The sequence below is a fragment of the Chryseobacterium formosum genome, assembly GCF_026460885.1.
Taxonomy (GTDB): Bacteria; Bacteroidota; Bacteroidia; order Flavobacteriales; family Weeksellaceae; genus Chryseobacterium; species Chryseobacterium formosus.
In genome coordinates this window covers 470628-497589 of the sequence record NZ_JAOVZW010000001.1, presented here as the reverse complement: position 1 = coordinate 497589, position 26962 = coordinate 470628, and the positions used below count along the sequence as shown (strand labels likewise).

Annotated in this window: 31 protein-coding genes and 1 pseudogene; 8 read left to right on the top strand and 24 right to left on the bottom strand. The window is 32.6% G+C overall.

Going from position 1 to position 26962, the window contains the following annotated elements:
- Nucleotides 1–13: 13 nt before the first annotated feature.
- Nucleotides 14–2005, top strand: coding sequence for an excinuclease ABC subunit UvrB (uvrB, locus tag OF897_RS02410; RefSeq protein WP_267264090.1), 1992 nt, complete (start codon nucleotides 14–16; stop codon nucleotides 2003–2005).
- A 106-nt stretch (nucleotides 2006–2111) separates the two neighbouring features.
- On the opposite strand, the pseudogene tnpA reads toward uvrB, so the two are convergent.
- From tnpA to OF897_RS02385, 5 genes and pseudogenes are all read right to left on the bottom strand, one after another.
- Nucleotides 2112–2577, bottom strand: a pseudogene (tnpA, locus tag OF897_RS21745) (IS200/IS605 family transposase).
- Between the two features lie 94 nt (nucleotides 2578–2671).
- Nucleotides 2672–2926: a DUF3820 family protein gene (locus OF897_RS02400; protein ID WP_267264215.1), complete on the bottom strand. Its 255-nt coding sequence runs from the start codon at nucleotides 2924–2926 to the stop codon at nucleotides 2672–2674.
- Nucleotides 2927–2943: 17 nt separating this feature from the next.
- Complete coding sequence (locus OF897_RS02395) at nucleotides 2944–4038, bottom strand: AI-2E family transporter (RefSeq protein ID WP_267264089.1); 1095 nt, start codon at nucleotides 4036–4038, stop codon at nucleotides 2944–2946.
- Nucleotides 4038–4772, bottom strand: a complete 735-nt coding sequence (locus OF897_RS02390; protein ID WP_267264088.1) for a beta-carotene 15,15'-monooxygenase — start codon at nucleotides 4770–4772, stop codon at nucleotides 4038–4040. The genes OF897_RS02395 and OF897_RS02390 overlap by 1 nt, the downstream gene beginning before the upstream one ends.
- 69 nt (nucleotides 4773–4841) lie before the next feature.
- Nucleotides 4842–5576 (bottom strand): hypothetical protein, encoded by a 735-nt coding sequence (locus OF897_RS02385; protein WP_267264087.1) that lies wholly within the window; start codon nucleotides 5574–5576, stop codon nucleotides 4842–4844.
- Nucleotides 5577–5624: 48 nt separating this feature from the next.
- Here OF897_RS02385 and OF897_RS02380 point away from each other — a divergent pair, with 48 nt between their 5' ends.
- Both OF897_RS02380 and OF897_RS02375 read left to right on the top strand, forming a co-directional pair.
- The gene (locus OF897_RS02380; protein WP_267264086.1) at nucleotides 5625–6602 is read left to right on the top strand and encodes an aminodeoxychorismate synthase component I; all 978 of its coding nucleotides are present in this window, start codon (nucleotides 5625–5627) and stop codon (nucleotides 6600–6602) included.
- Entirely contained in the window at nucleotides 6586–7212 is a 627-nt protein-coding gene (locus tag OF897_RS02375) for an aminotransferase class IV (protein ID WP_267264085.1), read from the top strand. Before OF897_RS02380 ends, OF897_RS02375 begins: the two co-directional genes overlap by 17 nt.
- 200 nt (nucleotides 7213–7412) lie before the next feature.
- On the opposite strand, the gene menD is transcribed toward OF897_RS02375, so the two are convergent.
- A complete protein-coding gene (gene menD, locus OF897_RS02370) occupies nucleotides 7413–9089 on the bottom strand; it encodes a 2-succinyl-5-enolpyruvyl-6-hydroxy-3-cyclohexene-1-carboxylic-acid synthase (protein ID WP_267264084.1) in 1677 nt (558 codons plus the stop codon).
- An 87-nt stretch (nucleotides 9090–9176) separates the two neighbouring features.
- Between menD and OF897_RS02365 the strand changes: the two genes are divergently transcribed.
- A complete protein-coding gene (locus tag OF897_RS02365; RefSeq protein ID WP_267264083.1) occupies nucleotides 9177–10127 on the top strand; it encodes an isopenicillin N synthase family dioxygenase in 951 nt (316 codons plus the stop codon).
- 125 nt (nucleotides 10128–10252) lie between these two features.
- Here OF897_RS02365 and OF897_RS02360 read toward each other — a convergent pair whose 3' ends face one another.
- From OF897_RS02360 to OF897_RS02315, 14 genes are all read right to left on the bottom strand, one after another.
- Entirely contained in the window at nucleotides 10253–11557 is a 1305-nt protein-coding gene (locus tag OF897_RS02360) for an HlyD family secretion protein (RefSeq protein ID WP_267264082.1), read from the bottom strand.
- Nucleotides 11547–13742 (bottom strand): peptidase domain-containing ABC transporter, encoded by a 2196-nt coding sequence (locus OF897_RS02355; RefSeq protein ID WP_267264081.1) that lies wholly within the window; start codon nucleotides 13740–13742, stop codon nucleotides 11547–11549. Before OF897_RS02355 ends, OF897_RS02360 begins: the two co-directional genes overlap by 11 nt.
- A gap of 62 nt (nucleotides 13743–13804) precedes the next feature.
- Nucleotides 13805–14005 carry a bacteriocin-like protein gene (locus OF897_RS21660; protein WP_407648264.1) on the bottom strand — a complete coding sequence of 67 codons (201 nt, stop codon included), beginning with the start codon at nucleotides 14003–14005 and terminating at the stop codon, nucleotides 13805–13807.
- A 107-nt stretch (nucleotides 14006–14112) separates the two neighbouring features.
- Nucleotides 14113–14346 (bottom strand): bacteriocin-like protein, encoded by a 234-nt coding sequence (locus OF897_RS21655; RefSeq protein ID WP_407648263.1) that lies wholly within the window; start codon nucleotides 14344–14346, stop codon nucleotides 14113–14115.
- A gap of 109 nt (nucleotides 14347–14455) precedes the next feature.
- The gene (locus OF897_RS02350) at nucleotides 14456–14614 is read right to left on the bottom strand and encodes a bacteriocin-like protein (protein WP_267264080.1); all 159 of its coding nucleotides are present in this window, start codon (nucleotides 14612–14614) and stop codon (nucleotides 14456–14458) included.
- A gap of 10 nt (nucleotides 14615–14624) precedes the next feature.
- Nucleotides 14625–14771, bottom strand: coding sequence for a bacteriocin-like protein (locus OF897_RS02345; protein WP_267264079.1), 147 nt, complete (start codon nucleotides 14769–14771; stop codon nucleotides 14625–14627).
- Between the two features lie 33 nt (nucleotides 14772–14804).
- Nucleotides 14805–14948 carry a bacteriocin-like protein gene (locus OF897_RS02340; RefSeq protein ID WP_263002858.1) on the bottom strand — a complete coding sequence of 48 codons (144 nt, stop codon included), beginning with the start codon at nucleotides 14946–14948 and terminating at the stop codon, nucleotides 14805–14807.
- A 95-nt stretch (nucleotides 14949–15043) separates the two neighbouring features.
- Nucleotides 15044–16552: a vitamin K epoxide reductase family protein gene (locus OF897_RS02335; RefSeq protein WP_267264078.1), complete on the bottom strand. Its 1509-nt coding sequence runs from the start codon at nucleotides 16550–16552 to the stop codon at nucleotides 15044–15046.
- A 342-nt stretch (nucleotides 16553–16894) separates the two neighbouring features.
- Nucleotides 16895–17032, bottom strand: coding sequence for a bacteriocin-like protein (locus OF897_RS21650; RefSeq protein WP_407648262.1), 138 nt, complete (start codon nucleotides 17030–17032; stop codon nucleotides 16895–16897).
- Nucleotides 17033–17092: 60 nt separating this feature from the next.
- Complete coding sequence (locus OF897_RS02330; RefSeq protein WP_407648267.1) at nucleotides 17093–17260, bottom strand: bacteriocin-like protein; 168 nt, start codon at nucleotides 17258–17260, stop codon at nucleotides 17093–17095.
- The gene (locus OF897_RS02325; protein WP_267264076.1) at nucleotides 17261–17452 is read right to left on the bottom strand and encodes a bacteriocin-like protein; all 192 of its coding nucleotides are present in this window, start codon (nucleotides 17450–17452) and stop codon (nucleotides 17261–17263) included.
- A gap of 67 nt (nucleotides 17453–17519) precedes the next feature.
- Nucleotides 17520–17714: a bacteriocin-like protein gene (locus tag OF897_RS02320; protein ID WP_267264075.1), complete on the bottom strand. Its 195-nt coding sequence runs from the start codon at nucleotides 17712–17714 to the stop codon at nucleotides 17520–17522.
- A gap of 101 nt (nucleotides 17715–17815) precedes the next feature.
- The gene (locus tag OF897_RS21645) at nucleotides 17816–17980 is read right to left on the bottom strand and encodes a bacteriocin-like protein (protein WP_407648261.1); all 165 of its coding nucleotides are present in this window, start codon (nucleotides 17978–17980) and stop codon (nucleotides 17816–17818) included.
- Nucleotides 17981–18116: 136 nt separating this feature from the next.
- The gene (locus OF897_RS02315; RefSeq protein WP_267264074.1) at nucleotides 18117–18545 is read right to left on the bottom strand and encodes a hypothetical protein; all 429 of its coding nucleotides are present in this window, start codon (nucleotides 18543–18545) and stop codon (nucleotides 18117–18119) included.
- 159 nt (nucleotides 18546–18704) lie between these two features.
- Between OF897_RS02315 and OF897_RS02310 the strand changes: the two genes are divergently transcribed.
- From OF897_RS02310 to OF897_RS02300, 3 genes are all read left to right on the top strand, one after another.
- On the top strand, nucleotides 18705–20522 hold the full coding sequence (locus OF897_RS02310) for a tetratricopeptide repeat-containing sensor histidine kinase (RefSeq protein ID WP_267264073.1): 1818 nt from the start codon (nucleotides 18705–18707) through the stop codon (nucleotides 20520–20522).
- A complete protein-coding gene (locus tag OF897_RS02305) occupies nucleotides 20519–21130 on the top strand; it encodes a response regulator transcription factor (protein WP_267264072.1) in 612 nt (203 codons plus the stop codon). Before OF897_RS02310 ends, OF897_RS02305 begins: the two co-directional genes overlap by 4 nt.
- 102 nt (nucleotides 21131–21232) lie before the next feature.
- Complete coding sequence (locus OF897_RS02300; RefSeq protein WP_267264071.1) at nucleotides 21233–21397, top strand: bacteriocin-like protein; 165 nt, start codon at nucleotides 21233–21235, stop codon at nucleotides 21395–21397.
- A 51-nt stretch (nucleotides 21398–21448) separates the two neighbouring features.
- On the opposite strand, the gene OF897_RS02295 is transcribed toward OF897_RS02300, so the two are convergent.
- Both OF897_RS02295 and OF897_RS02290 read right to left on the bottom strand, forming a co-directional pair.
- Entirely contained in the window at nucleotides 21449–22492 is a 1044-nt protein-coding gene (locus OF897_RS02295; RefSeq protein WP_267264070.1) for a PA0069 family radical SAM protein, read from the bottom strand.
- A 131-nt stretch (nucleotides 22493–22623) separates the two neighbouring features.
- On the bottom strand, nucleotides 22624–22815 hold the full coding sequence (locus OF897_RS02290) for a hypothetical protein (RefSeq protein WP_267264069.1): 192 nt from the start codon (nucleotides 22813–22815) through the stop codon (nucleotides 22624–22626).
- Between the two features lie 162 nt (nucleotides 22816–22977).
- Here OF897_RS02290 and OF897_RS02285 point away from each other — a divergent pair, with 162 nt between their 5' ends.
- Nucleotides 22978–23322: a hypothetical protein gene (locus OF897_RS02285; protein WP_267264068.1), complete on the top strand. Its 345-nt coding sequence runs from the start codon at nucleotides 22978–22980 to the stop codon at nucleotides 23320–23322.
- A 30-nt stretch (nucleotides 23323–23352) separates the two neighbouring features.
- On the opposite strand, the gene OF897_RS02280 is transcribed toward OF897_RS02285, so the two are convergent.
- Together OF897_RS02280 and OF897_RS02275 are read right to left on the bottom strand one after the other, a co-directional pair.
- Nucleotides 23353–26052: an AsmA family protein gene (locus tag OF897_RS02280; protein ID WP_267264067.1), complete on the bottom strand. Its 2700-nt coding sequence runs from the start codon at nucleotides 26050–26052 to the stop codon at nucleotides 23353–23355.
- 31 nt (nucleotides 26053–26083) lie between these two features.
- Nucleotides 26084–26875, bottom strand: a complete 792-nt coding sequence (locus OF897_RS02275) for a DUF2797 domain-containing protein (RefSeq protein WP_267264066.1) — start codon at nucleotides 26873–26875, stop codon at nucleotides 26084–26086.
- Between the last annotated feature and the right edge of the window lie 87 nt (nucleotides 26876–26962).

The following is a 26962-nucleotide window of genomic DNA, read 5'->3' as shown; positions in this document are numbered from 1 at the left end:
CTAAATTTGTTATATGCAATTCAAACTTCAATCAGAATATCAACCAACGGGAGATCAGCCTAAAGCAATCGAAAAATTAACTGCCGGAATAGAAATCGGTGAAAAATACCAGACTTTGCTTGGGGTTACAGGTTCAGGGAAAACTTTTACCATTGCCAATGTCGTGAATAATGTACAAAAGCCGACTTTAGTTTTAGCACACAACAAAACTTTGGCAGCCCAGCTTTTCATGGAGTTTAAAGAATTTTACCCCGAAAATGCGATTGAATATTTTGTCAGTTACTATGATTACTATCAACCCGAAGCCTATATTGCAAGTTCCGGAACTTATATTGAGAAAGATTTAAGCATAAACGAAGAGGTTGAAAAACTTCGACTTTCCGCCATTGCAAGTTTGCTTTCGGGAAGAAGAGATATTTTGATTGTTGCCTCAGTTTCATGTATTTATGGTGTCGGAAACCCTTCTGAATTTCATAAATCCTTAATCTCACTTGAAATCGGAGAAAAAACTACACGAACAGCACTACTCCATTCTTTAGTGAATGCTTTATATTCCAGAACTTTGGGGGAGTTTCAAAGAGGAACGTTTCGTGTAAAAGGGGATGTGATTGATGTTTATCCTGCTTATGCTGATAATGGAATTAGAATTCAGTTTTTCGGAGATGAAATTGAAAAAATCCAGAGTTTTGATTCCGTTTCAGGAAATGTAACTTCAAATTTTGAATCGATTCAAATTTATCCTGCCAATCTTTTTGTAACAACAAAAGAAACACTGAACGGAGCAATCAGAGATATTCAGGATGATTTGGTAAAACAGGTTGATTTTTTCTCATCCATTGAAAAACCTTTAGAAGCAAAAAGACTTCAGGAAAGAACTGAGCTTGATCTTGAAATGATCAAAGAACTAGGTTACTGTTCCGGAATTGAAAACTATTCTCGTTATCTCGATGGACGAGTTCCTGGATCTCGACCTTTCTGTCTTTTAGATTATTTTCCGAAAGATTATTTAATGGTAATCGATGAAAGTCATGTTACGGTTCCACAAGTTCATGCGATGTATGGAGGCGACAGAAGCCGTAAGGAAGCTTTGGTGGAATATGGTTTCCGACTTCCCGCTGCAATGGATAACCGACCTTTGAAATTTGAAGAATTTGAGGCAGTTCAGAATCAGGTTATTTATGTTTCTGCAACTCCAGCAGATTATGAATTGGAAAAAACAGGCGGAGAATATATTGAACAAATCATCCGACCGACCGGACTTTTAGATCCAATTATTGAAGTGAGACCTTCATTAAATCAGATTGATGATTTGATTGAAGAAATCAGAAAAAGAGCAGAAATTGACGAAAGAGTTTTAGTGACAACGCTGACCAAAAAAATGGCGGAAGAACTGACCAAATATTTCACAAAATTCGGGATCAGAACGAGATATATCCACTCTGATGTTGAAACGCTTGAACGTATTCAGATTATGCAAGATCTTCGTCTCGGACTTTTTGATGTATTAATTGGAGTAAACTTACTGAGAGAAGGTTTAGATTTACCTGAAGTTTCTTTAGTTGCGATTTTAGATGCCGATAAAGAAGGAATGTTGAGAAGCCGAAGATCGATGATTCAGACGGTTGGTCGTGCTGCGAGAAATATCAACGGAAGAGCCATTATGTATGCCGATAAAATCACAAAATCGATGCAAGCCGCTCTTGATGAAACAGAATACCGTAGAGCAAAACAGATTGCCCATAATGAAGAACACGGCAAAGTTCCGACTGCTTTAAATAAAAAAATCTCCGAAAATCTCGTCGGAAGAAGCAAAGATTTCCCTGACGAAAAATACACACAAAAAGAAATTATACAGAAAGTTGCCGAAACTAAAGCTAATTATTCTTCAGAAGATGTAGAAAAAATCATTGTTCAGAAGCAAAAAGAAATGGAAGCTGCAGCAAAAAATCTCGATTTTATAAAAGCTGCAAAATTAAGAGATGAAATCGCCGCTTTAAAAGGATAAATTTGTTTGATATGGGTGGTTCCGTAGGAACCAAATGTGTGTAGCACAGTAAATTGTTTGCCATTAAAAAGGCGTTCCGTAGGAACGCAATGTCTAAATCTACATTTTAATCATAAAATTCAAACACATATTTTTCATCAAAATTAATATCGAATTTTCTTAAGAACTCTAAATATTCTTGTCGAAAACTTTTATTCTTGTGATGCTCTTTTTGATTTTTTATATAATTAACAACAGCATCTTTTTGGCTTTTGAAATAAGAAAAACAACCATATCCTTACTGCCAATAAAATGGTATATTTAGAAATTTCTTTTCATTAATAAAATTGGTAGATGAAACTTTTATTTCTTTTACCAATTGAGAAATAGCAACATTTAGATTTTTCAGACTGATGAAAATATGAATATGATCAGGATTTGCATAGATTGAAATCAGTTTATGTCCTTTGTTTTCAATTATTCCGGAAAATATATTTTTGTAATTCTTCTCTAAAAGATTCTTGTATCAGATTATTTCTACCTTTAACAGCAAAAACAAATTGAAGATAGATTTGTGAATAGATATTTGGTATATTACTAATTTTTAAAACATACCGTTCCTACGGAACACTCTTAACTAATTGCTAAAATTTCTACACACATTCGATTCCTACGGAGCCGCACATTTTAAAACTTATAAATTTTAGTTTTAGGCGTATCATAACTTACTTTTCCACTGCGAAGCGGAGTCAGTAAATCCATCAACCCGTTTAATTTTATTTCATAAATTGTAGAAAGTTGCATTCCTAATTTTCCGGGAGGCATTCCTTGGCGTTGAAACCATTCCAAATAACTAATTGGAAGATCAGCTAAAACGGTATCTTTATATTTCCCAAAAGGCATTTTTACTACACATATTTCCTGCAGAATTTCGGGATTTATTCCTTGCTCCATTTTTTCTAAATTATTAAATCAGTATTATTTTCTAGAGTATCATCTCTTCCTGAAAGTTGTAATTCAGGGGTTTCATCATCAGAAAATTCATTTCTATACACCTGAATTAATAGAAGTGTAAAAGAAACCAAAATCGGCCCGAAAATCAATCCCATAAAGCCAAATAAATTCATTCCCATGATAATTCCGAAAACGGTATTTAATGGGTGAATATCTTCTAATTTTTTAAGCAATGTAAATCGAAGTACATTATCTGTTAAACCAACAACAACCAAACAATAAATTGCAAGACCAATTCCAGGTCCGGTTTGTCCTTCCGCAATCATAAAAATACAGATAGGAACATACACAATTGCAGCTCCCACAATCGGAATCATTGAAGCAACTGCAGTAAGCGCAAAAAGTAAAATCGCACTTGGAGCTCCAAAAATAAGATATCCAATTAAAGCCACAATTCCCTGTCCGATTGCGACTACAGGAAGTCCAATTGCATTTGCCAAAATCAATTTACGCATTTTTTCTCCAATCATAGAAACGTTAGCTCTTTTCAGAGGAGCTGCAGAAGCCAAAATTCTTTCAAAAAGTCTTGGCTTTTCAAACATAAAATAAAGAATAAAATACATCGACATCACTACCGTCAAGACATTAAAAGTCCCGCTCAATGCTGAGGTTGAATATTTTCCTGCAAAACTTTTCAGTTTGCTCATATTTTCTTTACTTAAAAGATCAATATTGGTTTTCGAATAAACAAAATCATGTATTTTGTCTACAAAAACATTGAATTTATCCATGTAAGCTTGTGCATTACCCAACTTTTCAACCAGCAAATCAATAATAAAATAAATTGGAAGGATGATAATAATCAAACTTGCCAACATCAAAACCAAAGAAGAAGCCCAAGGTTTCCATTTTCGCTCTTCTTGCAAGTAAAAATTGTATTTCCTGCAAACGACATAAATCGTAATCGCTCCTAGAACAGAAGGAATAAACATGGCAAGATTAAAGCAAACTAAAGCTACTAAAATCAGAATAATCGCAAGTAGAAAAATCTGCTTGATTACTACGCTGCTGATTTGATTTTCTTTGTCGTGTGGTTTCATTATTTATTTGTTATTTGTCGTGGTCTGCCTAAATAAGCGCAGTATGCAGAGTACATAGCGACTTCCATAAAACACGCAGTAAAAACTATACCAACGCAACATAAAACAATTCCTGAAAGACTTATAAGTCCTCCCAAAATAGCAGTTCCTAAAAATACACTGTAATTTTCTTTTACAAGATTATACGTTTTTGAAAGTGCATCCATCGCAGTTGCATTTTCAAATAATAAAATAGGATAACCAAGGAAAAACAGCGGATAAACAAATATAACAGGAATAAAACACATCGCAAAGGAGATCCAAAGTATGATCGTTGTAATCAAGCTATACAATAAAATATTACCCAAATTTTGGCGGTAACCTATAAAAAGGTCTGAAAAATCTATTTGTTCTTTGGTATTAAATTTATTAGTGATATAAATTAAACCAACATACAATGGAGACATGAGAATACCCAGAAAACTATATCCCGAATAATAGGATGAAACACCCGGTCGGTTCCAGCTAACAAAATCAGAATAATCTCCATCAAAATCTCTGAAATTTCTAAAACCACTCCAAGAATTGTAGCCTGTAATGCTCTGAATAACAAAATCTCCGATAAAAAATATAATCATGATAACGAGACCATAAAGAAAAACCCCTTTATACATTTCGAAAGCATGAGAAATTATAGAACTGGTGTTCCTTTCGGGAACAGAACCTTGTTGATCAAATTCGTTAAATTCTGACATGGTGTTTATTTTTAATGTTTCTCAAATTTAATTTTTTTTGAGAACAAAAACGTTACACAATTGCCAAAATCAAACTTTCTCTGTGAAAATAGTTTTGTAAAGAGAATAAATCATTGCATTCCAAAAGGGTAAAGTGAACAATCCACCAATCAAAAATATTCCGAAACCTAAATATTTAAATAAAACAGCAACAATCGTACAAACTAAAATTTCAACAAAATACATCTTCAATGCTTTCCAGTTTAAGGCAATTCCTTCAAAAATAGTTTTGTTTTGGAAAAACATTAACGGCGCAACAAATAATGTAATCATTACCCAAAAGATTGGAAGCACAAGAGTCTGAGCAATAAAACTGTATAAAAAATACCAAAATATAAAATAGCTTGCATATCTGAAGAAGTTCAGACCATTATATCCGGCGAACAGATCTCTCCATTCAATAGGTTCTTTCAAATCAATTTTTCTGAAAATCTGAAAAAAACCTAAATTTAATGGATAAAGGAATATCTGAGTTCCCACCATTCCAAGATAAAAATTTTGAAATCCTTTTCCTGCAATTATCATGGAAATATCTGTTTTATACTGTTCCATTCCTGATGGACCAACTTTCATGTAATTTGACATTGCGCCAAAAAACTGATCCATAATACCGTACTGTCCGGAAAAATAAAAGAAAACCGTAAAGAACAGAGTTAAATAAATAAGCGAAAACATCAGTTGATACACCAAAGTTTTATTCCAGTAAAAAAATGCCTGCTTTAAAATAAAATCGATTCCCGGTTTTTGTGGATAATTCTCCTGCATTAAAAAATATTTTGTGCAAAAGTAAACATCAATAACTACTTTTGCGGAATGTTTTCGGCAAATCATCAAAAATTTATTGAAATGGACGAACTTTCACAACAGAAAGTTCCCTTTTTCTTTATCATCGATTTTCTTGTTGATAAGATTGAAGTTTTCAGAGAAAACGAAATTAAAGAAAATGGTTTATTAATTGATTTTCAGTCATTTTCAAACACAAAAAAACAGGAAGCATTAGACAAAAAAACGGAATGGAAATTCTATCCTGAAACGCTGGAAAGTTTCCAAAAAGGTTTTGATATTGTTCAGGATAATATTCGGTTAGGAAATTCATACTTAACAAATTACACCCGAAAAACGAAAATTGAAACTAATTTAAGTTTGGAAGAAATTTTTCATCATTCTCAGGCAAAATACAAGGTTTTATATAAAGATTTTTTCGTATTTTTTTCTCCTGAAACTTTCGTCAAAATAATCAGTGATAAAATCTTCACTTATCCGATGAAAGGAACTATCGACGCATCTTTAGAGAATGCTGCAGAAGTTTTGAAGAACGATAAAAAAGAAAAAGCCGAACATTACACCGTTGTGGATTTGCTGAGAAATGATTTAAGTATGGTCGCAGATGATGTGAAGGTTGATAAATTTCAGTACATTGATTTTCTGAAAACCCATCAAAAAGATCTTTTTGCAATGAGCTCGGAAATTTCAGGAAATTTAAAACCAGAGTTTAAAGGAAAAATAGGAAGCATTATGCAGAAACTTATTCCTGCAGGTTCTATTTTAGGAGCTCCAAAGCCAAAAACTTTAGAAATAATTTTGGAAGCTGAAGGCTTTGACAGAGGTTTTTATACCGGAGTTTGCGGTTGGTTTGACGGTGAAAATCTTGACAGTTGCGTGATGATTCGTTTTATCGAAAAAGAAGGCAATCAACTGTATTTCAAAAGCGGCGGCGGAATCACGCACATGAGCAAGTTAGAAGACGAGTACGAAGAAATGAAAAATAAAATCTATGTCCCAATTCATTGAAAGCATTAAAGTAGAAGATCAAGAGTTATTCCTTTTGGAATTTCATCAGAAGCGTGTGAACGAAACTTTCGCCCATTTTGGGAAGGAAGGTTCTATTGATTTGGAAAAAATCTTTAAAAACCTGAATCATGATGAGGATGGCTTGTACAAACTAAGACTGACTTATGATCTGGATAAGAAATTCAGAACCATGATGATTCCTTACGCAATTCCGGAAATACAAGATTTCCAACTGGTGGAGAATAATATTTATGATTATTCCTTCAAATTTGAGGATCGAAAAGAGCTGGAGAAAATGAAGATGAAATCTAAAGCTGAAGAAATCATCATTGTAAAAAACAATCACATTACTGATACTTCATTTTCAAATCTTTTATTCCAAAAAGGGAAAGAATGGTTTACGCCCTCAACTTATCTTTTAAACGGAGTTCAGAGACAATATCTTTTAAAGAAAAAGAAGATCAAAGAAGCAGAAATCACTTTACAAAACATCAAAGAATTCTCACATTTTCAATTGATTAATGCTTTGAATGATTTTGACGATATGTTTATTTATCCGATTTCGAAGATTACTAACCTTCCGGGAAATGATGATTATTTGGATATGTAGATTTACAATATACTCTCGCAGATTAAAAGAATTAAGCAGATTTATGATTACATAAATCTGCTATTTTTTTGCCATTAAGATTTTTTAAAGAGTTTAGAATATTAAGATTTAGCTTCGCTGTAAAAATTCATTCTTAAAAAATCTGTAGATTTTTCTTAACCTATCTTACTGCTTAACTTTTCTTAATGGTTCAATATTTCTTAGATTTCCTTTAAAAAATTAAAATAAGCTTTCTGCGTATCCGCATTATTTTTACCTTGTGTATTAACTTCCATGATTTTAGGCTGTGCATCGGGCTTGAAGAAATTATCAAAAACCCTATCTAAAGTTCCGTCATCATCAACTTTCACATAAGAAAATCCGAAATGTTTTGCTAAAAACTCTGCATTCTTGTGATGTTTTGTTGATATAAATTCGTCAACGGTATTTGAGTTTGCGTTTCCTGGTCCGGGAATAATTTTAAAAATATTTCCTTCGCCATTATTAAAAATAATAATTCTCGTAAATGGCGGAATATATTGATTCCAAAGTCCATTGATGTCGTAGAAAAAGCTTAGATCTCCCGTAATCAACAAAGTCGGATTTGCATTTTTTATGGCAAAACCCATTGCTGTGGAAGTTGAACCGTCGATTCCGCTGGTTCCTCTGTTGCAATACATTTTTCTTTTACCAAAATCAAACAACTGTGCATAACGAATTGCCGACGAGTTGCTGAAATGAATATTGTAATTTTCAGGAATGCTTTGCGAAGCTTTATTAAAGAAATAAAAATCAGAAAACTCAATCAAATTCAAAAACTCAGAATGTTTTTTATCTTTTTTATCCCTTAAAACATCCCAAAGATTATAATATGGTTTTGGCTCTAAATTAATGAAATTCAAAAGTTTAGAAAAGAAAAGCTCTGGCTTGATTTCTATTTTCTGCGTAAGAGAAAAATAAGTATCAGGTTGCCAAACTTCATCCAAATGCCAATGCTGTTTTGGGTGCGCATTTCTTAGAAACTGTTTTACTTTTTTTGACACCACGTTTTGCCCGACAGTGATCAACAAATCCGGAGCATACGTTTTAAAATCTTCATCAGTAAACGCAAAAATATAACGGTCGATATGTCTGAAAAACTTCTCGTGATACAAATTTGAATTGGCCTCACTTAAAACCACAACCGAATGATTTTTCACCAATTGCGTCAACTGATTTTCAAGTTCCGGACTGTAATCTTTTGTCCCGACTAGAATCATGATTCTCTGTGAAGTATTCCAGTCTGCCACCAAGTTGGATGGAATTTCGTATTCTTTTTTCTTGATTGTTTTCTCAACCTTAGGAAAAGTCGGAAGCTCAGAAACCAAGTCATACAAAGGTTCTTCCAAAGGAATATTGATATGAACCGGGCCTTGCTTCTCAAAACAAAGCTCGATTGCCTTTTTTATAATATTTGAATTGATGTTTTCCGCATCATCTTTACTGTCTTCCACCAATTGAAAATCTCCGTAAGAATGCTGATGAAAAAGGTTGTTTTGCCTTATGGTTTGTCCGTCAAACAAGTCAACATAATCTGTAGGTCGGTCTGCCGTCAAAATCAACATCGGAACGTTTGAATAAAAAGCTTCTGTCACTGCCGGGTAATAATTTGCTGCGGCCGAACCGCTTGTACAAGCAATTGCAACTGGTTTTTTCTCACTTTTCGCCATTCCAAGAGCGACAAATGCTGCGCTTCTTTCGTCTACAATACTGAAGCAGTTGAAATCATCCATTTCCGAAAAATGAATCGCCAAAGGAGCATTTCGAGATCCCGGAGATATGACAACGTCTAAAATATTGTATTGCTGAAAAAGATTGGCAAGTACCTGAATACTTCTCTTGGAGGAATATTTTTTCATAGAGCAAATTTAGTTTATAAATAATTAATTGTAAAATCATTTAAGCCAAAAAATCTGTAAATTAGCCCCACGTAAAATTTCTATAAAATGGATAAAATACCTAGTGTAGACCTGCGTGATTTCCTTTCGGGTGAACCGGAACGCAAACAGAAATTTGTAAATGAAATCGGAAAAGCTTACGAAGAAATTGGTTTTGTCGCCTTAAAAGGACATTTCCTTGATGACAAACTCGTAGGTGATCTTTATGGAGAAGTTAAAAACTTCTTTGAACTTCCCACAGAAACCAAACAAAAGTACGAGATTCCCGGAATTGGCGGACAAAGAGGCTATGTAGGTTTCGGAAAAGAAACTGCAAAAGGATTTAAAAAAGGTGATTTGAAAGAGTTTTGGCATTTCGGACAATACGTTTCGGATGACTCAAAATACAAAAGCCAATATCCTGACAATGTGATCGTAGACGAACTTCCAAAGTTCAATGAAGTCGGTAAAGAAACTTATCAGATGCTTGAAAAAACTGGGAAATATGTTTTGAGAGCGTTGGCATTGTACCTTGGTCTCGATGAGTTTTATTTTGATGATAAAATTGCAGAAGGCAACTCGATCTTAAGACCCATCCACTATCCGCCAATTACTCAGGAGCCCGATGATGCGGTAAGAGCTGCTGCTCATGGAGACATCAACTTGATTACTCTTTTGATGGGTTCTCAGGGAAAAGGTCTTCAGGTTCAGAATCACAATGGAGAATGGATCGATGCGATTGCAGAGCCAGACGAATTGATGATTAATGTTGGAGATATGCTTTCAAGACACACCAACAATAAGCTGAAATCTACCATTCACAGAGTCGTCAATCCGCCGAGAGAATTGTGGGGAACTTCAAGATATTCTATCCCTTTCTTTATGCACCCGGTAAGCGAAATGTCGCTGAATGCCTTAGAAAATTGTGTAGATGAAAATCATCCTAAACTGTACGAAGATACAACTGCAGGAGAGTTTCTACATGAACGATTAATTGAATTAGGATTGATTAAAAAATAATTTTGAAACCGGACGTTGAGTTCGGTTTTTTTATTTTCAAACAGTATCATCTGTGAAATCCATGGAGAGTAATTCTTCCCACAGATTTCACAGATTGACACAGATTTTTTTAAGTTGAATCAGATTTATGATTGATATCCCAGCAATTTTCTGATCTGATAGAAAAACCTTTCAATCAATCTTAGATCCTGCGTTACGATTTCAGCATTTCCTCTCAATTCTTTATCAAACTTTAATGTCTTGTTATATGATGTTTTCAAACCTTTTGGCAGAACAACATCTACGTAATAATTCCCTTTGTCATCGGGAATCAAAGAGATGTTCTGCACTCTCCCTTCAATAATTCCGTATTCCTGGAAACGGTAGTTGTCTAATTTAATTAAAACCTTTTCTCCCGGAATAATTTTCCCGGAATTTGCTGTCGGCACAGACATTCTTCCCACCAACTGCTCTGTATGATCTGGTAAAATTGAAACAATTGGGTCTCCAGCTTTTACGAATTGATTCTCCCCATAAAACTGCTGAAAACTCGCCATTCCGTCGGTAGAAGAAACAATAAGGTAACTTTGCTCCCATTGTTTAAGAGATTTTCTTAACTGCTCAAATAACTGTAGAGTCTGCGATGAATACGTGATTTTATCTTTTTCGGTATTGATAGCCGCTCCGCTTTTTGTTTTATTGAGATTCGAAATACTTTCCTGCATTTGAGATAAAGAAATGCTTATGTTTTCTAAATTCTGCTGAGCCTGAAGGTATTTTAGTTTTTCACCTTCTAATTCTACTGCCGCAATTACGCCCTGATTGAATAATTCTTGTGAACGTTTATAATTCTTCAGAGTAAGCTCAGTTTTTGCAGCTTCAAGATTTCTTTGCTGTCTTAAATTCGTGATTCTACTTCTCGATTCTGAAATACTTTGATTGGCTGCTAGATTTTCCGGAGCGTAAGGTTGTAATCTTGTAAACAGATGTTCATCCTGAAAAGCTTTTGCAAAACTGTTGTAATCTCCCTGTAGTTCACCCAATTTAAAATGAGAAACTTCAGTAACAGGAAACGACAGCAACTGATCTGAAGCTATAGAATCTACTATTTTTTTTAATTTTAAAACATCTTCATAATGTGCTGTAGATTGCAAAACCAACATTACATCACCTTTTTTGACCTTTTGATGATCTTTGATAAATATTTTTTCTATTTTCGAACTGCTTCTTGCCTCGATTTTCTCAGGTGGATTTTTCGAGGTCACAATAATAGGAGCAGGAACAAATTCAGGATATTTTATAATGTAACTCATCCCAAGAATGAGCAAGAGAATAATAAATATAATTGTATTTCCCCATCGGAACATCCAATGTGGCGGTTCCGTGAGAATATCCTGAACGCTTTCTGAGCGGAGCTCTATATTGTCTAAAATGTCTTTTTTAGTTTCCAAGTTCTAGCTGATTTTTAACGAGTCTGTAATATTCACCTTTCAAAGCTACTAATTCTGTATGATTTCCCTCTTCCACGACTTTACCTTTGTCTAAAACAATTATTTTATCGGCATGTCTTACAGTTGATAATCTATGTGCAATCACAATGGCTGTTTTACCTTCAAAAAACTGTTCAAGATTTTCCATAATTACCTTTTCATTGTTAGCATCCAACGCACTTGTTGCTTCATCGAAGAAAATATATTCCGGGGATTTGTAAACCGCTCTTGCGATGAACAGTCTTTGCTTTTGTCCGCCACTCACGCCAAGTCCTTCGTTTCCGATTTTTGTATTGTAACTTAACGGTAATCCTTCAATAAACTCTTTGATATTGGCAATTTCAACTGCTTTTCTCAGTTTTATTTTATCTACATAATCTTCACCTATAGCAATATTATTGGCAATCGTATCATTAAAAACATAACCTTCCTGCATCACCACACCGCACTGATCTCTCCAGAATCTTGGTGAAATGTTTTTCATCTGAGTATTTCCTATTTTTATTTCGCCCTCATTGGGTTCATAAAATTTCATTAATAATTTTAATAGGGTCGTTTTTCCGCTTCCGCTGGCTCCGACGATTGCCGTTGTTTTTTGATAAGGAATGTTTAAGCTTAAATTTTCAAAAACCGGAACATCCGAACCGATGTATCTGAACGACATATTGCTAATCTCGATATCTTTTTCCGGAACTTCAGTAGCATATTGCTCATCTTTGTTTTCCTCATCTTCTTTGTCATGGATTTCACCTAATCTTTCCAACGAAATCTTAGCATCCTGAGTTTGTTTGATGAAATCTATCAACTGTAAAAGAGGACTGTTTAGTTGTCCGATAATGTACTGAACGGAAAGCATCATCCCTAAAGTAAGATTTCCCTCTAAAACCAATTTAGCAGAAAGAAAACTCACCAAAATATCTTTCATCTGATTGATGAAATTTCCACCAACAGATTGCCATTGTTCTAATGATAAGGATTTTATTCTTAGTTTAAACAGTTTAACCTGTAGAAACTCCCAATCCCATCGTTTTTGCTTTTCAGCGTTATGCATTTTGATTTCCTGCATTCCGTTAATCAGCTCAATAACTTTGCTTTGTTCCTGAGAAACCTGTGAAAATCTTTTGTAATCGAGCTCTTTTCTTTTTCCGAGGAAAAAAGTGATCCATCCGATATATAAAATTGCTCCAACTAAATAAACAACAAATAATCTGTAATCATAGAATAGTAAAACGATACTGAAAATGATCAGATTGACTAAAGAGAATAATGTATTCAAAGATGAATTGGTCAAAAGCTGCTCAATTCTATGATGGTCGTTGATTCTCTGCATGATGTCACCCGTCATTCTTGTATCAAAGAAACTGATTGGAAGTTTCATTAATTTAATAAAGAAATCTGAGATGATGGAAATATTGATCCTAGTGGAAAGATGAAGTAAAATCCAGCTTCGGATAACCTCGATTCCCATTCTACCAAGAAAAAGCATGACTTGAGCGAGTAAAACCAAATAAATAAAATTCAAATCCTGATTCTGAATTCCAACATCCACAATACTTTGAGTAAGGAAGGGCAGGATAAGTGACAATAAGCTTCCCGCTAACAAACCAATTGCCAATTGAACGATCAGCGATTTATATTTCAACAAATATTTTGAAAGAAAAGAAAAACTGGCTTTACTTTCCTGATCGTCAAATTCGGTCTGAAAAAATGCAGGAGTAGTTTCGAGAATCAAAGCAATTCCTTCTTCGGTGTTTTCATTGGCATTTTCGCCGATCCATCGTTTGATAAATTCTTCTCGTGTATAGGTGATCAAACCATAACTAGGATCTGAAATATAGACAACATTGTTTTTATCAATTTTATAAACAACTACAAAATGATTTTTATTCCAGTGTACAATACACGGGAACGGAACTTCTTCAGCCAAAGTATTAAAATCGATCTGCACTCCCAAAGAACGGAAGCCCAAATCTTCGGCAGCATCACTCAAACCAAGCAGACTGCTTCCTTCTCTTGTCGTTTCTGAAAGATTACGGATCTGTTGTAACGAAATGCTTTTGCCGTAATGTTTGCTGACAATTCTGAGACATGTGGGACCGCAATCTTTGGAATCGGGCTGAAGGTAAAAGGGGAATTTTTTTTTCAAAGGTTTTATATTAGAAAGGCTGTATAAATACAGCCTTAATTTAAGATATTTTTAAAAGGTTATTACCACATGCAATATAGTGTTTGACCACAGAATTCCATCGGCGTACAACTATTAGAATGAACTGCACAATTATAATAATCACCATAACAATGACTCACATCACGTATGTCATAACATGGATATAATGGCTCGTGCATTATTCTTCCTCCTCCTTTTAATTTTTTAAGATTTTCTCTTGATAATTTTTTTAAATTTTTCATAATAAATAATTTGTTTTTATTTTTTCCTACTCTACTAGCTTTTCGGAATCCACTATAAATCAAATATAAGGGATTTTTTAACGACAGTGAAATTTATAAAGAATAATTTATAGAGCGCATAATTGGCTCTCAGAAATACAGCTAAGAGTATAATCACAATAGTAAGTTCCAGCTGCACAACCATTACTGTCTGGCGCCTGACACAGCCTTCCATTCCCAGGAGTGCCACAAACATTACCAGTCAGGCAACATTGGTTTGGTGCACAACCATCTCTGCAAGCTCGCAAGCCTCCGCTGATGGATTTCAAATGTTGTCTCGAAAGTTTTGTTAAATTTTTCATAATAAATAATATTTTGTTTTCCTACTCTATTAGCTTTTCGGAATCCGCTATAAATCAAATATAAGGGATTTTTTCTAACACTAAAGAAATTTTTAAAATTTTATTTAATTTAAATATACTGTGGGCAAACAACTGCCGGACAGTAGATTTTCGGGCATCTTGGTCTTCCGTCTGTAGGACAGCAACTTTTAGAACAGCCAATCAGAATTGGGCCGGCTCCAAAAATGTCTTTCATTTCGTTTCTTCCTAATTTTTTCAGATTTTTCATATTCTTAATTTTAAGATTCTACAGGACATGGTGCAAAACAATAAATATTTGGGCATCTTTTTATTCCCGGAGGTGGGCAACATGCCTGAGAGCAACCTGAAGCGCCACCGTTAATGTCTTTCAATTGACTTCTTGAGATTTTTTTAAAATTTTTCATAATACTGTAATTTAGTTTGATTTGATGATTAATTTATGGCTGATTTCCGCCACCGCAGCCGTCGTAAGGCATACATTTCCATTTTCCGTCGATCAGGCAAAGTTGTCCGCCTTTGCAGGTAAGACCGCCCTGAATTGTTTTCATTTCCTGTCGGTTGATTTTTTTTAAATTTTTCATAAAAATTGATTTGGTAATTTCCTACTCTTTTTAAGCTTTTCGGATCTCGCTTTTAATCAATTTAAAATTAAACAATTTTAATTAAATGAAAATAATTACGACGGAAAATCTTCATCTTCAATCAATTCGCTGATAAAATAATGAATATCTTCACGGTCATATTTCTCCGGGAACTGATAACCATTGATGATAAAGACCGGTGTGAAATTAAGACCGGCAGAACTATTTTCTGCTGTCATTTGAATAAGACTGGTAAGATCTTCCATATTTTCTGTTCCGGATTTTCTCTTAATTTCATTCTCGTCTTTATTTTTAAACCAAGTATCAACGGAATTTAAAAATTCTTTTTGTGATTTATTTTTATAAATATTTAAAAAGTCTGAAATAAGCCTGGTATATTTCTCATCAGTTTTCTCATTTGAATAATTGAATCTTATCTGTGCAGAAATCTCATCCGGATATTGCAACAACAAATCTTCAATAATTTTGTGAGCATCTTTACAGAATCCACAATAAGGATTAGAAACGACTGAAATATGCATTTTGGCATCTCTGTTTCCTAAGAAAAATGTGTGTTTATCTGCAAAATCAATTTTTTCATTATCGGTAAGTTCCCTTTTGAATAGATCATAATTTCTTTTAAATCTAAGATTTTTTGCATTAGATTTTTTGAGTTCTTCTTTTTGATTCATCAGATTGTTTAAAAAAGCAACTGTGAAAAATAGAGAAATGAATAGTATAATACTTGTAAAGACAGCAGACAAATTTATGTCCCAACTAAAATAGAAAGAACTTAATGCAATCTGACCTAGCAAAACAAGAATAATAACCAAACAAACTCTACAAAGCGATTTTTCAACAAAAGCCTGAACATAAAAAGAGTAAAAAATCACAAGAATTGAAATCATTGCAGTAATTCGCAAAATAACCTGAGATTGTGGAAAAAGAAGACCGCTAAAAGTAATTCCTAAGAAATAAATTAAACTAAAATCTGAAAGTTTTAATCCTAAAACATCTGTTTTATCGGAAGAAAAAATCTTTGAACATGAGCTTTGAGAAGAACTATTTGCAGCACCGCCACAAATATTACTTACAACAGCAGATTCCTGACCAAATTTTTGATTGAAAAGTTCTAACGAAATATAAACTCCGACCAGTGACAATATGTTGAAAATACTTTCATACCATCTAAATTGCAAGAATGAATAGAGAATAATAATCCCAAAAACAAGATAAATAAATGGTTTAAAATTGAAGAAAGACTTTGTTTTTACATTCTCAGTTTTCTCAAAAAGGAGTACAAAATCACCAGAGTTTTTGTAAAGTTCTTCTTTAGTCAGTGTTTTTACTTTATCAGAATAAATCGTGTAATCGCTGCCCTTCTTTTTTACCAGAGAAAACGAATTATCAACCAAAGCCATGTATTCTTCAGGCAATTCGTCCCAATATTCTTTATCCAATTCGTAAGCATCATTTTTTAATCCCAAGAAATTGAGAGTATCACTGAAAGCCAATGCAGATGGGTAATTAGGATGAGAATTGAATTGGAAGTAAAATTCTTGCTTGTCAAGTTTGAAGTGGTCTATGAGACGGTCAAAATTCATGAATTGGTGTATTATTAATTTTTATGAAGATAATAAAAATAGTTATTTTATTTAGAATTATATTCTATTATTTTTTTCATTAAATATATTTATTGCGATATGAAAATAAAATAACATGATTATGTGATTTTGATACCATAGATTTCTAATGAAAGAAGAGAATACAGCTTTGAAAGCTCAGAAATAAATATCCTACAATAAATACAAAGTTGAGAGACATATATGTTTCTCAACTTTTTTTAATTATAAATTATTAACTCTTTGTTCTCTAAAAAACACATCGTATTTTACATGATTTGGTTTGCTCAGTTTGTACAAGTTTTTAGGAACTTAGAAGTCTATTTAAACAGGAGTAATAACCCTATGACAATATGGGTTTGTTGGACAAGTTTTAAGTTTACAACATCTAATAATTGACTCCATAACACCCCCATTAACTGATTTCAATTTTTCTCTTGAAAGTTTTTTCAGATTTTTCATAGTTTAATATTTATTTTAGATTTTGCTTATTTATCAATCTTATATAAAAGACATTATTCATCAACAAGCTGGAATAATAACTGATGGGCAGATTTGATTATTAGGAACCCAATAAACACAGTTTCCGCAAGTATCTCTCGCACAACATTTTTTTTGGTTATCAATCCCTCCATTCACAGATTTTAAATCTTGCCTTGATAGTTTTTTCATATTTAAATAATTTAAAATTTAATCCACATTACAATAATAAGCATTTGATCCTGTTCCACCTGCTCCAGATATTGTTCTACATCCTTTTCCATTATTTTTATCTAATGAACAACAAAATCCCGGACCACAATCTGCAGCTGTATCACAATACTTATAACCACCCTTGATTGTTTTTAAACTTTCTCTTGATAAATTTTTTAAAATTTTCATAATAGAAATTATTTTTTGATTTAAAGCCTGTTTAAGTTAATACATTCTATTTTTGTTATATAGCTTTTTAAACTGGTATAACTCTCACGCAAAACATTGGATTTCCATTTACTATACATTGCCAAGATATAGCTCCAGTATCGGGATCAACACATTTCACTGGCTGTTTACCCAGTGCACACCAAACACTAGGAGGTTGAGTATATATTCCTCCACTAACAGATTTTAAATCTTGTCTTGATAATTTTTTTAAATTTTTCATATTAAAAGCAATTAAAATCTCCAGTCCAAGTGTATCTTTTTCTCAGCTTAGACTGGGATTGGATTATTAGAGCACCACAGAATCAATTTAATAACATTTGATTAAACTGGATTAGTTACAGGGCAAAGAGGAATTATTCTATTGCAACACGGTGGAGCAAGGTGTGGATTTCTAACATAATCACAACAACCTCTTGATGAGCATTGCATGTATCCTCCATTTACAGATTTTAAATCTTCTCTTGAAATTTTTTTTAAGTTTTTCATAAATAGTTGTTTTAATTTTCCTACTTTATTTTAGCTTTTCGGATACGGCATTTGATCACTCGTGTATATAGATTTGTGTTTTCCAGAATATCAATATTAATTTTATATTTGAATACTTTATTACTAATATTTTTTGTTACGGTTTTATAAATGATTTGGTTAGAACTACATTAGGCGAGACAAGCACAACTGAAATATAATAATGACCCGAGTTCAGATTAGATATATCTACCTTGAAAGAATTTGTCGCAGATATTATTTCGTCTATCTTTTTATTGCCATATCCGTCATTTACAAAATATCTACTTATTTTTTTGTCCTGTTGGTTAATAATCACATTTAATTTGCCTTGGTCGATAAATACATCTGTATTATCTCTCATTACTTGTGTATTATTATAAGTCGGAGGTGGTGGAGTACTCGGTCCACTTCCACTTCCCTGTCCGTCAGTACTTTTTACTTTAGTTCCGTCACCCTCCAAATTCATTGTTGAAGTTGTGCTAACTTGAATCTGCGCAAAACAAAAAGAGCATCCAAATAAAAATAATAATGTAGACTTTAGCATCGTTTGGGATTTTATAATACAAATGTATTTTTAATATATTTTACAAACCATCCCATAATTATGGTATATTTACTCTAGATGATGAAACATTTTATATTAATCTGCCTATTTATTAGTATTTTTTACAAAGGTCAAAAAAAAGATTCCGAAATTGAAAAAATGCTTACAAATTATAGAAGCAACCTGACAAAAGATTTAGATTCTTCAATCTATTACATTAATCAGGTCAGAATAATTAGTGAGAAAAAGGGAGATAATTTTTACCTTTCAAAAGGATATTATGGATTAGGATATTGTTTCTATCAAAAAGGAGATATTAATAAGGCTCAAAAATATATCAATACTTCAATTCCTATTGCTAATGAATCTAATAATTATCAAACGCTTGCTTTAGCATACAATCAGTTGGGACTTATTAAAAAAAATGAAAGTAATTATCCTGTTGCCATTCAGCTTTTCCTTAAATCATTGAAAATATCCGAAAAAAATAAACTTAAAGAAAAAACCATTGCTTTAAAAAATTTAGGAAACCTGTTCTTATCGCAAAATGATACGATTCAGGCGATGAAATATTATAAAGAAGACTATCAGTTTACAAAAGAAAATGACTTAATCGCAGATCAATTCGGTAGCTGTAATAATTTAGGAATGATTGAGCGAAAGAAAAATCCGGGACTTGCACTAAAATATTTTAATACTGCACTTTCAATAGCCAAACAACTTGAAAACAAACAAAAACAGTATGACATTCATATCAATTTGTCTGTTCTTTATATGAGTGAAAATAAATATCGAAATTTTGATAAAACACTATCACACCTCAATGCTGCAAAAAAACTGATTGACGATTTGGATGATTCCAGCCTTTATTTTTTGTACTACTACAATTTCGGAGGATATTACTACAAAAAAGGACAGTATTCTCAGGCGAGAGATTATTATTTTAAAGCAGAAAAAGTTGCAGAAAACCATTCTGTTCCTTTAGATTATAGAATGTCTTTAATGGATGATCTTAATACCGTTCTCGAAAAAAACGGAGAATACCAACAAGCATATCACTATCAAAAAATATTTAATCGATTAAATGACAGCATTTTTACTATAGAAAAAGCTAAAAGCATCAATGAAATTATAACCAAATATGAAGTTGATAAAAAAAACAGTCAAATTCAGCTGTTAAATCAACAAAGAGAACTACAGAGTAAAAAGAGCAAACTAATGATTATCACTTCTGTATTGCTTATTTTTATATTGATCGGATTTTTATATTTTATGTATAAAAGATCGCAGTTTCAGAAAAAATTGAGACAACAGGAAAGTATCAATCATCAACAGGAAAAAGAAAAATTAATACAGGATCAGGAACTTAAAGAAATGAGCGCTCTTGTAAAAGGACAAGATTTTGAACGAAACAGAATTGCTAAAGATTTACACGACGGCGTTGCAGGAGATTTGGCAGGAATAAAATTATTATTAGCTAAAGAAAATGTTAATCTTAATAATGAAAATTTAGAAAAAATCCAAAATAACCTTTCTGATGTATTTCAGGAAATAAGAGAGATTTCTCACAATCTGAGTATCAATAATCTCAAAGAAAAAAATCTCAGGAATCTTATATTAGATTTGGAGCTTAGCTATCGGAAAAGAAATGAATTCAATTTTGATATTCATATTTATCCTGAAAATGCTCTTGATGATTTAAACGAGACAAAAAAGATAAATATTTACAGGGTTTTGCAGGAATTACTCAACAATATATCAAAACACGCCAAAGCTACAGAAGTAGAATTATCCATTAACAGACATTTTAATGATCTCAATATCATTATTACCGATAATGGAATAGGATTTTCTGTTGATAAGAAAGGAGTTGGGTTAAAAAACATTCAGGAAAGATTAGATATAATATCAGGTGAAATTAATATACAATCAAACACAAATAAAGGCACTTCAATCATTATTGAAATCAAATTATGAAAAAAAGAATAAAAATTGCCATTATTGATGATCATCTCATTTTTTTGAAAGGTCTCAACATGCTTTTGGAACAAGATGAAAATCTTGAAGTAATATATGCCTGTAGCAATTATTCTGATTTAATAAAAAATTTAAAGCTTCAAAAACCAGACATATTGATTACAGACATATCAATGCCGGAAATCAATGGAATTGAACTTTCCAAAATGGTGCGACAGACTTATTCCACTATAAAAATACTGGTGATGAGTTCTTATTCTAATATGATCTCTGCTTCTGATGTTGATGGTTACTTACTTAAAGATACAAACTCTGAAATATTGATCGATAGTATTAAAAAAATTGTGTTGGATGACGAAAAAGTTTTTCACAAAGATTTTCAGACAGCAGAAAAGTATGATTTTAACAAAAGCATTGTAAGCAAAAGAGAAAAGGAAATCATTAATTTTATAAGTAAAGGATTTACAACCGATGAAATTTCTGAAAAACTTTATATTAGCAAACACACTGTAGAAACGCATCGAAAAAACATTTTCAACAAACTTCAGGTAAATAATATTGCGGGACTTGTGAAAAAATCAATTAGTTTAGGGATAATTGATGTTTAATAAAAGTATAGCATAATGTTTTAATAATTTTTCCAACAAATATAAAATATAATTAAATTTTAATTATATTTACTAAACCATCAAATTTTAAAACAAAACGTTATGAAAAATCTAAAAAAATTAAGCAAAGACCAATTAAAATCAATCTCTGGAGCAGGCGGAATCAAAGGATCTCCGGAACCAGATTTCTGTATGTATTACTGTAATGGTGTTGTTGTCTGTGCAACTTGCAGTAAAGATTTTAAATGTCCGGATGATTCTATTTAAAAAATATCAGTAATGATAAAAACCGTTTCTCTTATGAAGCGGTTTTTTTGTTTAAAACAATCTCAACTGCTGCTCTTTCGCTCCAGTAAAACCATCCGTGGAAAGCTTAGGAAATTCTCTGCCGTCAAAATATTTTTTCCTACCAATCTTAAAAGTATTATGAATCATTTCAGCAATATTTCCTTCTCCTTTCTGCCTTTCAAATATTCTTTTATCTCCTAATTTTCCGCCACGCGTGGAACGGATAAGATTTAAAACTTTCTGAGCTCTGTCGGGAAACGCATCTTCAATCCATTTTACAAAAACGGGCTCTACCGTATCATTTAATCTCACCAAAGTATAGCCAAAACTATGAGCTCCCGCATCAGAAATTGCTTTTAAAATCGCTAAAGGCTCATCACTATTCAATCCCGGAATAATCGGCGCAACCATGACGTTAACAGGAATTCCATTTTCAGACAAAATTTCTACTGCTTTCAGTTTGTTTTTGGAAGAACTCGTTCTTGGTTCCATTTTTCTGCGAAGATCTTCGTTGATGGTCGGAATGCTTAATGATACAGAAACTAAATTCTGCTCAGCCATCGGTTTCAGAATATCAATATCTCTTAAAACCAAAGCATTTTTTGTCAGCACATTGACAGGATGTCTGTAATCAAGACAAACTTGTAGAATTTTTCTTGTAATTTCGAATTGTTTTTCGGCAGGTTGATAACAATCGGTGTTTCCGGAAAGCAAAATAGATTCAGGTTTGTAACCTCTTTTTTTGAAAAATTTTTCGAGTAATTCAGGAGCATTTTTTTTGACCATGATTTTTCTTTCAAAATCAATTCCGGCGCTGTAACCCCAATATTCATGAGTTGGTCTTGCGAAGCAATAAGAACATCCATGTTCACAACCTTGGTATGGATTCATCGAATATTCCATCGGTAAATCTTCACTTTTAACTTGATTCACAATACTTTTCGGAAAAACTTCAGTGAAAGTGGTTTTTACAGTTTCAAAATCTTCATCTTCAGGCTCAAAGGTATATCTGTCGAAACGGTTGATAACATTTCGCTGCGCTCCCTGACCTTTTATGATATTTTCGTTCTGCATTTCTGATGTAAAATTATAAACCTTTAATTGGAAAATAATAAGTTTTAACACTAAAGTTTTCCACAAAAAAAATCCGGCAATCCAAAAAATGGACACCAGATTTATAAAAAATTTATATCTGTTACTACTTCCTATTTGAATGCGTAAAACTCGATACCATGATCGTCATCATCACTCTTTTTATCAAAGTGTCTGTGATGATCCGAATAGTATTCATTATACTTTTTGTGTTTTTTACCTAAAATTTTCTTTACGCTTAAAAAACTTATTACTGCCAAAAGACCTACTCCTCCTGCCAGTAAAACTCCTACTTCTTTTTTCATGTTTTTCACGATTTTGTATTGTGTTCTATCAAATAGTATACCTTTTTATATTTTTGATATGACAATTTTTGTTAATATTTATAGCGAATTTATTAATGCTGAGTTAAAATCTGCTTCCTAATTTATGGTTTAATAATTGCACTGACAAACATAAATATTATTATGGAAAATTCAGAAAACAATGACCAAATGTCAACCCTAAGCCAAGTCATGGAAACCTTGAGAAAAAGGGGTATTCACAGAGAATTCAGAATGAATGACGAATGCCAAATGAAATATGATAATTCTGAAAAAAGTTACCTTCCGGAGGAATTGGTCATTCTAAAAACCTACCGTTTTGAAGGTGACAGCAATCCCGATGACAATGTTGCTTTGTACGTTTTGCAGGATAATGATAAGAATTTAGGAATTATTATTGATTCTTACGGTGCAGACAGTAATTATCCCGGAGAAGAATTTGATACTTTCTTGCGAGCTATTCCGATTCAGGAAAGTGATGAATATTAAATCAAACTAATTTATATAAAGCTCCCTAAATTATTCAGTTTTGGGAGCTTCTTTTTTATTGAAAACTCTTTTAAACAGACCTTTCTTTTCTTTCGGTTTTTCAGATTCTTTTTTCTGAGTTGAGACATTTGTTTTTGACGAACCCAGTTCTTTTGAAATATCTTTTTTTGCCTCTTTCACAGAATTCTTCACATCCTTCACTCCACTTTTTACATCTTTCACGGTATTTACAGCTCCTTCAACGGTCTTTTTAGTTTTATCAACATCAATTCCGATAAGTGTTTTCTTTAAACCATCCTCGATTCCTCTCCAAAACATATTGAAAAATGATTTTGTAGGATCTCTTTCTACACCTTCAACAATCACTGATTCAGGAAATTTCCCTGAATCTGATTTAATGAAAATATTAGCAACCGCACTCAAAACTCCTTTTTTCTCTTTGCTGTTTTTATCTAAAATCGAAACTTTAAGATCTTTATGTTTTATATTAAAAGTTCCGCCAATTCCTTTCGGGTTTCCTTTAAAATTAAAAAGCATCTTCTGGATTGTTCCGGTTGCAGAAACACTTAAATAAGGAACTACAAAAGAATTTAAAGCAGTCGCTGGAATATTATCTAAATTTCCAGCAATTGTAAAATGATCTCCCTGATCTGCCGTATTGAAGCCCCAATTCACTGAAAGTGGCGAAGTTTTCATGAAAGTGCAGTCAATTTTTATCTGAACATTCGTTGGCTTCCCTTTCATTTTGGCAGAATTCAGATTTTTGACATTCATATTAAAATTTGTGAATGTCAGTTTTCCTGGTCCGCTACTTTTCGGAGTATCTTCTTCATACTCTAAAACCGAATTTTTCAATTGAAGCTGATTGATAAACATCGGAATTTTTATCGACCTTAACATTCTTGAATACAAAGGTTTTATTTTCGGGTCATCTGCAGGAATTTTAGATCTGAAAATATTAGCATTCGCAGAATTTACCGTAACATTTGTCGCATTAATCGATTTATTTTCCGAAAACAAATCCCAATTTCCCTGCGCAGAAATTTGATTAACTTTAATGTCATACAAGTCACTTTCAACAGGAATCATTCTTATAAACTGCGCTCTCGAAACCAAAGGAATCATTGCAAACTGATTGATTTCAACTTTGTTTTTATTTAAAGCCAAATTTCCACCGCTCATTCTATAGAACTTCGTTTTGTAAACGAAATTTTTTGTTGTTAAAGCATAATCTTTTACTTTAACAGCCATTCCATTTTTTGCTTTGTTTTCAACCAATTCAAGTTGATTTACAGTCGCATTTAAATCATTGAATGTTAAAGGTTGGTTTTCACTTTCGTATGTAATATTTGAATTTTTAAGTGAAACTTTTCCCAAAACAATAGGAAATTGAATTCCTTTCACTGCTGTTTTTTTCTTTGGAACAGTTTTTCCGGCAGCAATTTTTCCGTTGATTCCGTCGATTAAAACATCTTTTACATCAAGATTTAATTTTTTATCAACAAATTTAAACTCATTAATATTAAACTGAATCAGATTTGTTTTAAAATCCAATGTCATTTTTGGAGAATTGGTTGGCTTTGCAACAATATTTCGTATTTGTCCGCCTTTGGGATTTAGATTAAAACTTTCAACAGAAATATCCTGTGCATCATTATAGTGAATTCCTTTTCCTGCGATTTTAAAATCTTTATATAAAACCGGAATTACTTCCTGCGAACTTTCTTCGGTAAATTGAAGTTTATTAATATTTATGTTTAAATCTTCTGCCAAAAACAAATCTGTATTGTTCGTTTTTACAATTTGAATTTTAGCATTATTTAATTTAATATCGTCTAAATTTAGCTCGAAATTTTGCTTTTTCGCTGTTTTTTTTATTGCTGCAACACCCGTTTTATAAACTTTCAAAAAAGCATTTTGGAAATCTGCATTTGATAAAGAAGCCTTATTTTTTTTCAGAACAATATCCTTAAAATTCATTTTAGGAATATTGAATTGGAACATTTGAGTTTTTTTCGGGTACAATTTTTTAAACTGTTCAAACGAAATAATAGGCAACAGCTGAAAGTTCTCCACCAACATTTGTCCGTTAGTAGTGGTGATTTTAGCAATTTTTAAAGTGTAAATTTCATCCGGCTGAAAGAAAAAATCTTTTCCGGTAATTTTATATTCATCAAAAGCGACAGGAAGATTATTTTCTACGGATTCTTCGGTCAATTGAAGGTTTTCGACGTATAAATCGAGTTCGTTAACGCTTACAAATTTCTGCTTGGTATATTTAAAAACATTGATTGTTCCTTTATTGATTCTGATATTTTCAAAATTGACAGGATTAGGTTTCTTTCCTGTTTTTACATCTTTTGGTTTTGCGAGGATAATATTCAGATTAGGTTTTGACAACAATAAATCTGATGAACTAATTGTCTTATTAAACAACGCATCATAAATCCCGAAACGACTGATTTTTAAAGTATCAATCGTTCCTTGAAGTCCAATTACATTAATGTTTTGTGGATTTTTATTGTTAACGGTAATTCCTGTTGCGAAAATATTTCCGGTTCCCAAATCGACATCCAAAGATTTGTAAGAAACCTTGTAATCTGTATTTTTCTTGATATAATCAGGAAGCTGGGTTTTAAGCCAAATATTGAGTCCGAAATTGGCAATCAGAACGATTCCAAATAAAATTCCAAGACCTATTAAAAGCTTTTTAACCCAAGGTTTTTTCATGATTATAAATTTAAACGCATTATAATTATTTTTAAACAGTTAACTCAATCACATATCCTTCATGCCCTCTTACATTCATAAAATTTCCACCTTCAAAACTCAGATACTGCCCTTTAATTCCAATTAATTTCCCTGCAAATTCAGGTTTTTTATCTAAAGTAAAAGAGGTCACTTTTTCAGGTTTCGAAAACGGATAATCAAATTTCCACATATCTTCACCTTCCGAATAGAACTGCTGGAAATCTTCAGGAAAATATTCTCTTATTTTTCGCTGAAAATCTGCTAAATCAATCTCATCTTCAAAATCATCCTGAAGCATTTTTCTCCAGTTGGTTTTGTCTGGAAGATGGTCCTTTAATGCAACTTCTATCATTCCGGCTTCGTAGCGGTTTTCTGTTCTGGCAATCGGTAAAGCAAATGTTGCGCCTTGGTCGATCCATCGCGTAGGAATTTGCGTATTTCTCGTGACGCCCACTTTCACATCACCTGTATAAGCTAAATATACGGTATGTGGCTGCAATTGGATTTGTTTTTCTATTTCTAAATCTCTTTCGCCAACTCCCAAATGTGCCGTGGAAAGTTCGGGGCGAATGATGGTATCACTTGCATAAGGACTTTCAAAAAAACAACTTTTGCAAAATCCCATTCTGTAAATTGTTTTATCTAAACCGCAATTCACACATTGAAAACCTGTATGTTTTATGTTTAATTCCTTTCCGAACAATTCATTCATGTGAATAAGATCACCTGAAAGGTTGAGGTAATATTGGATAGGTTGAGCATCGAAACTCGTCATTTTTAAAATTTGCCCTTTAAACTGCATGTTAAATAATTTGAAAGTAAAAGTACAAAAACAAGAAATACTCAAGCCATCGTTTTTTTAAATACATTCATACTTTTTCGCCTAATT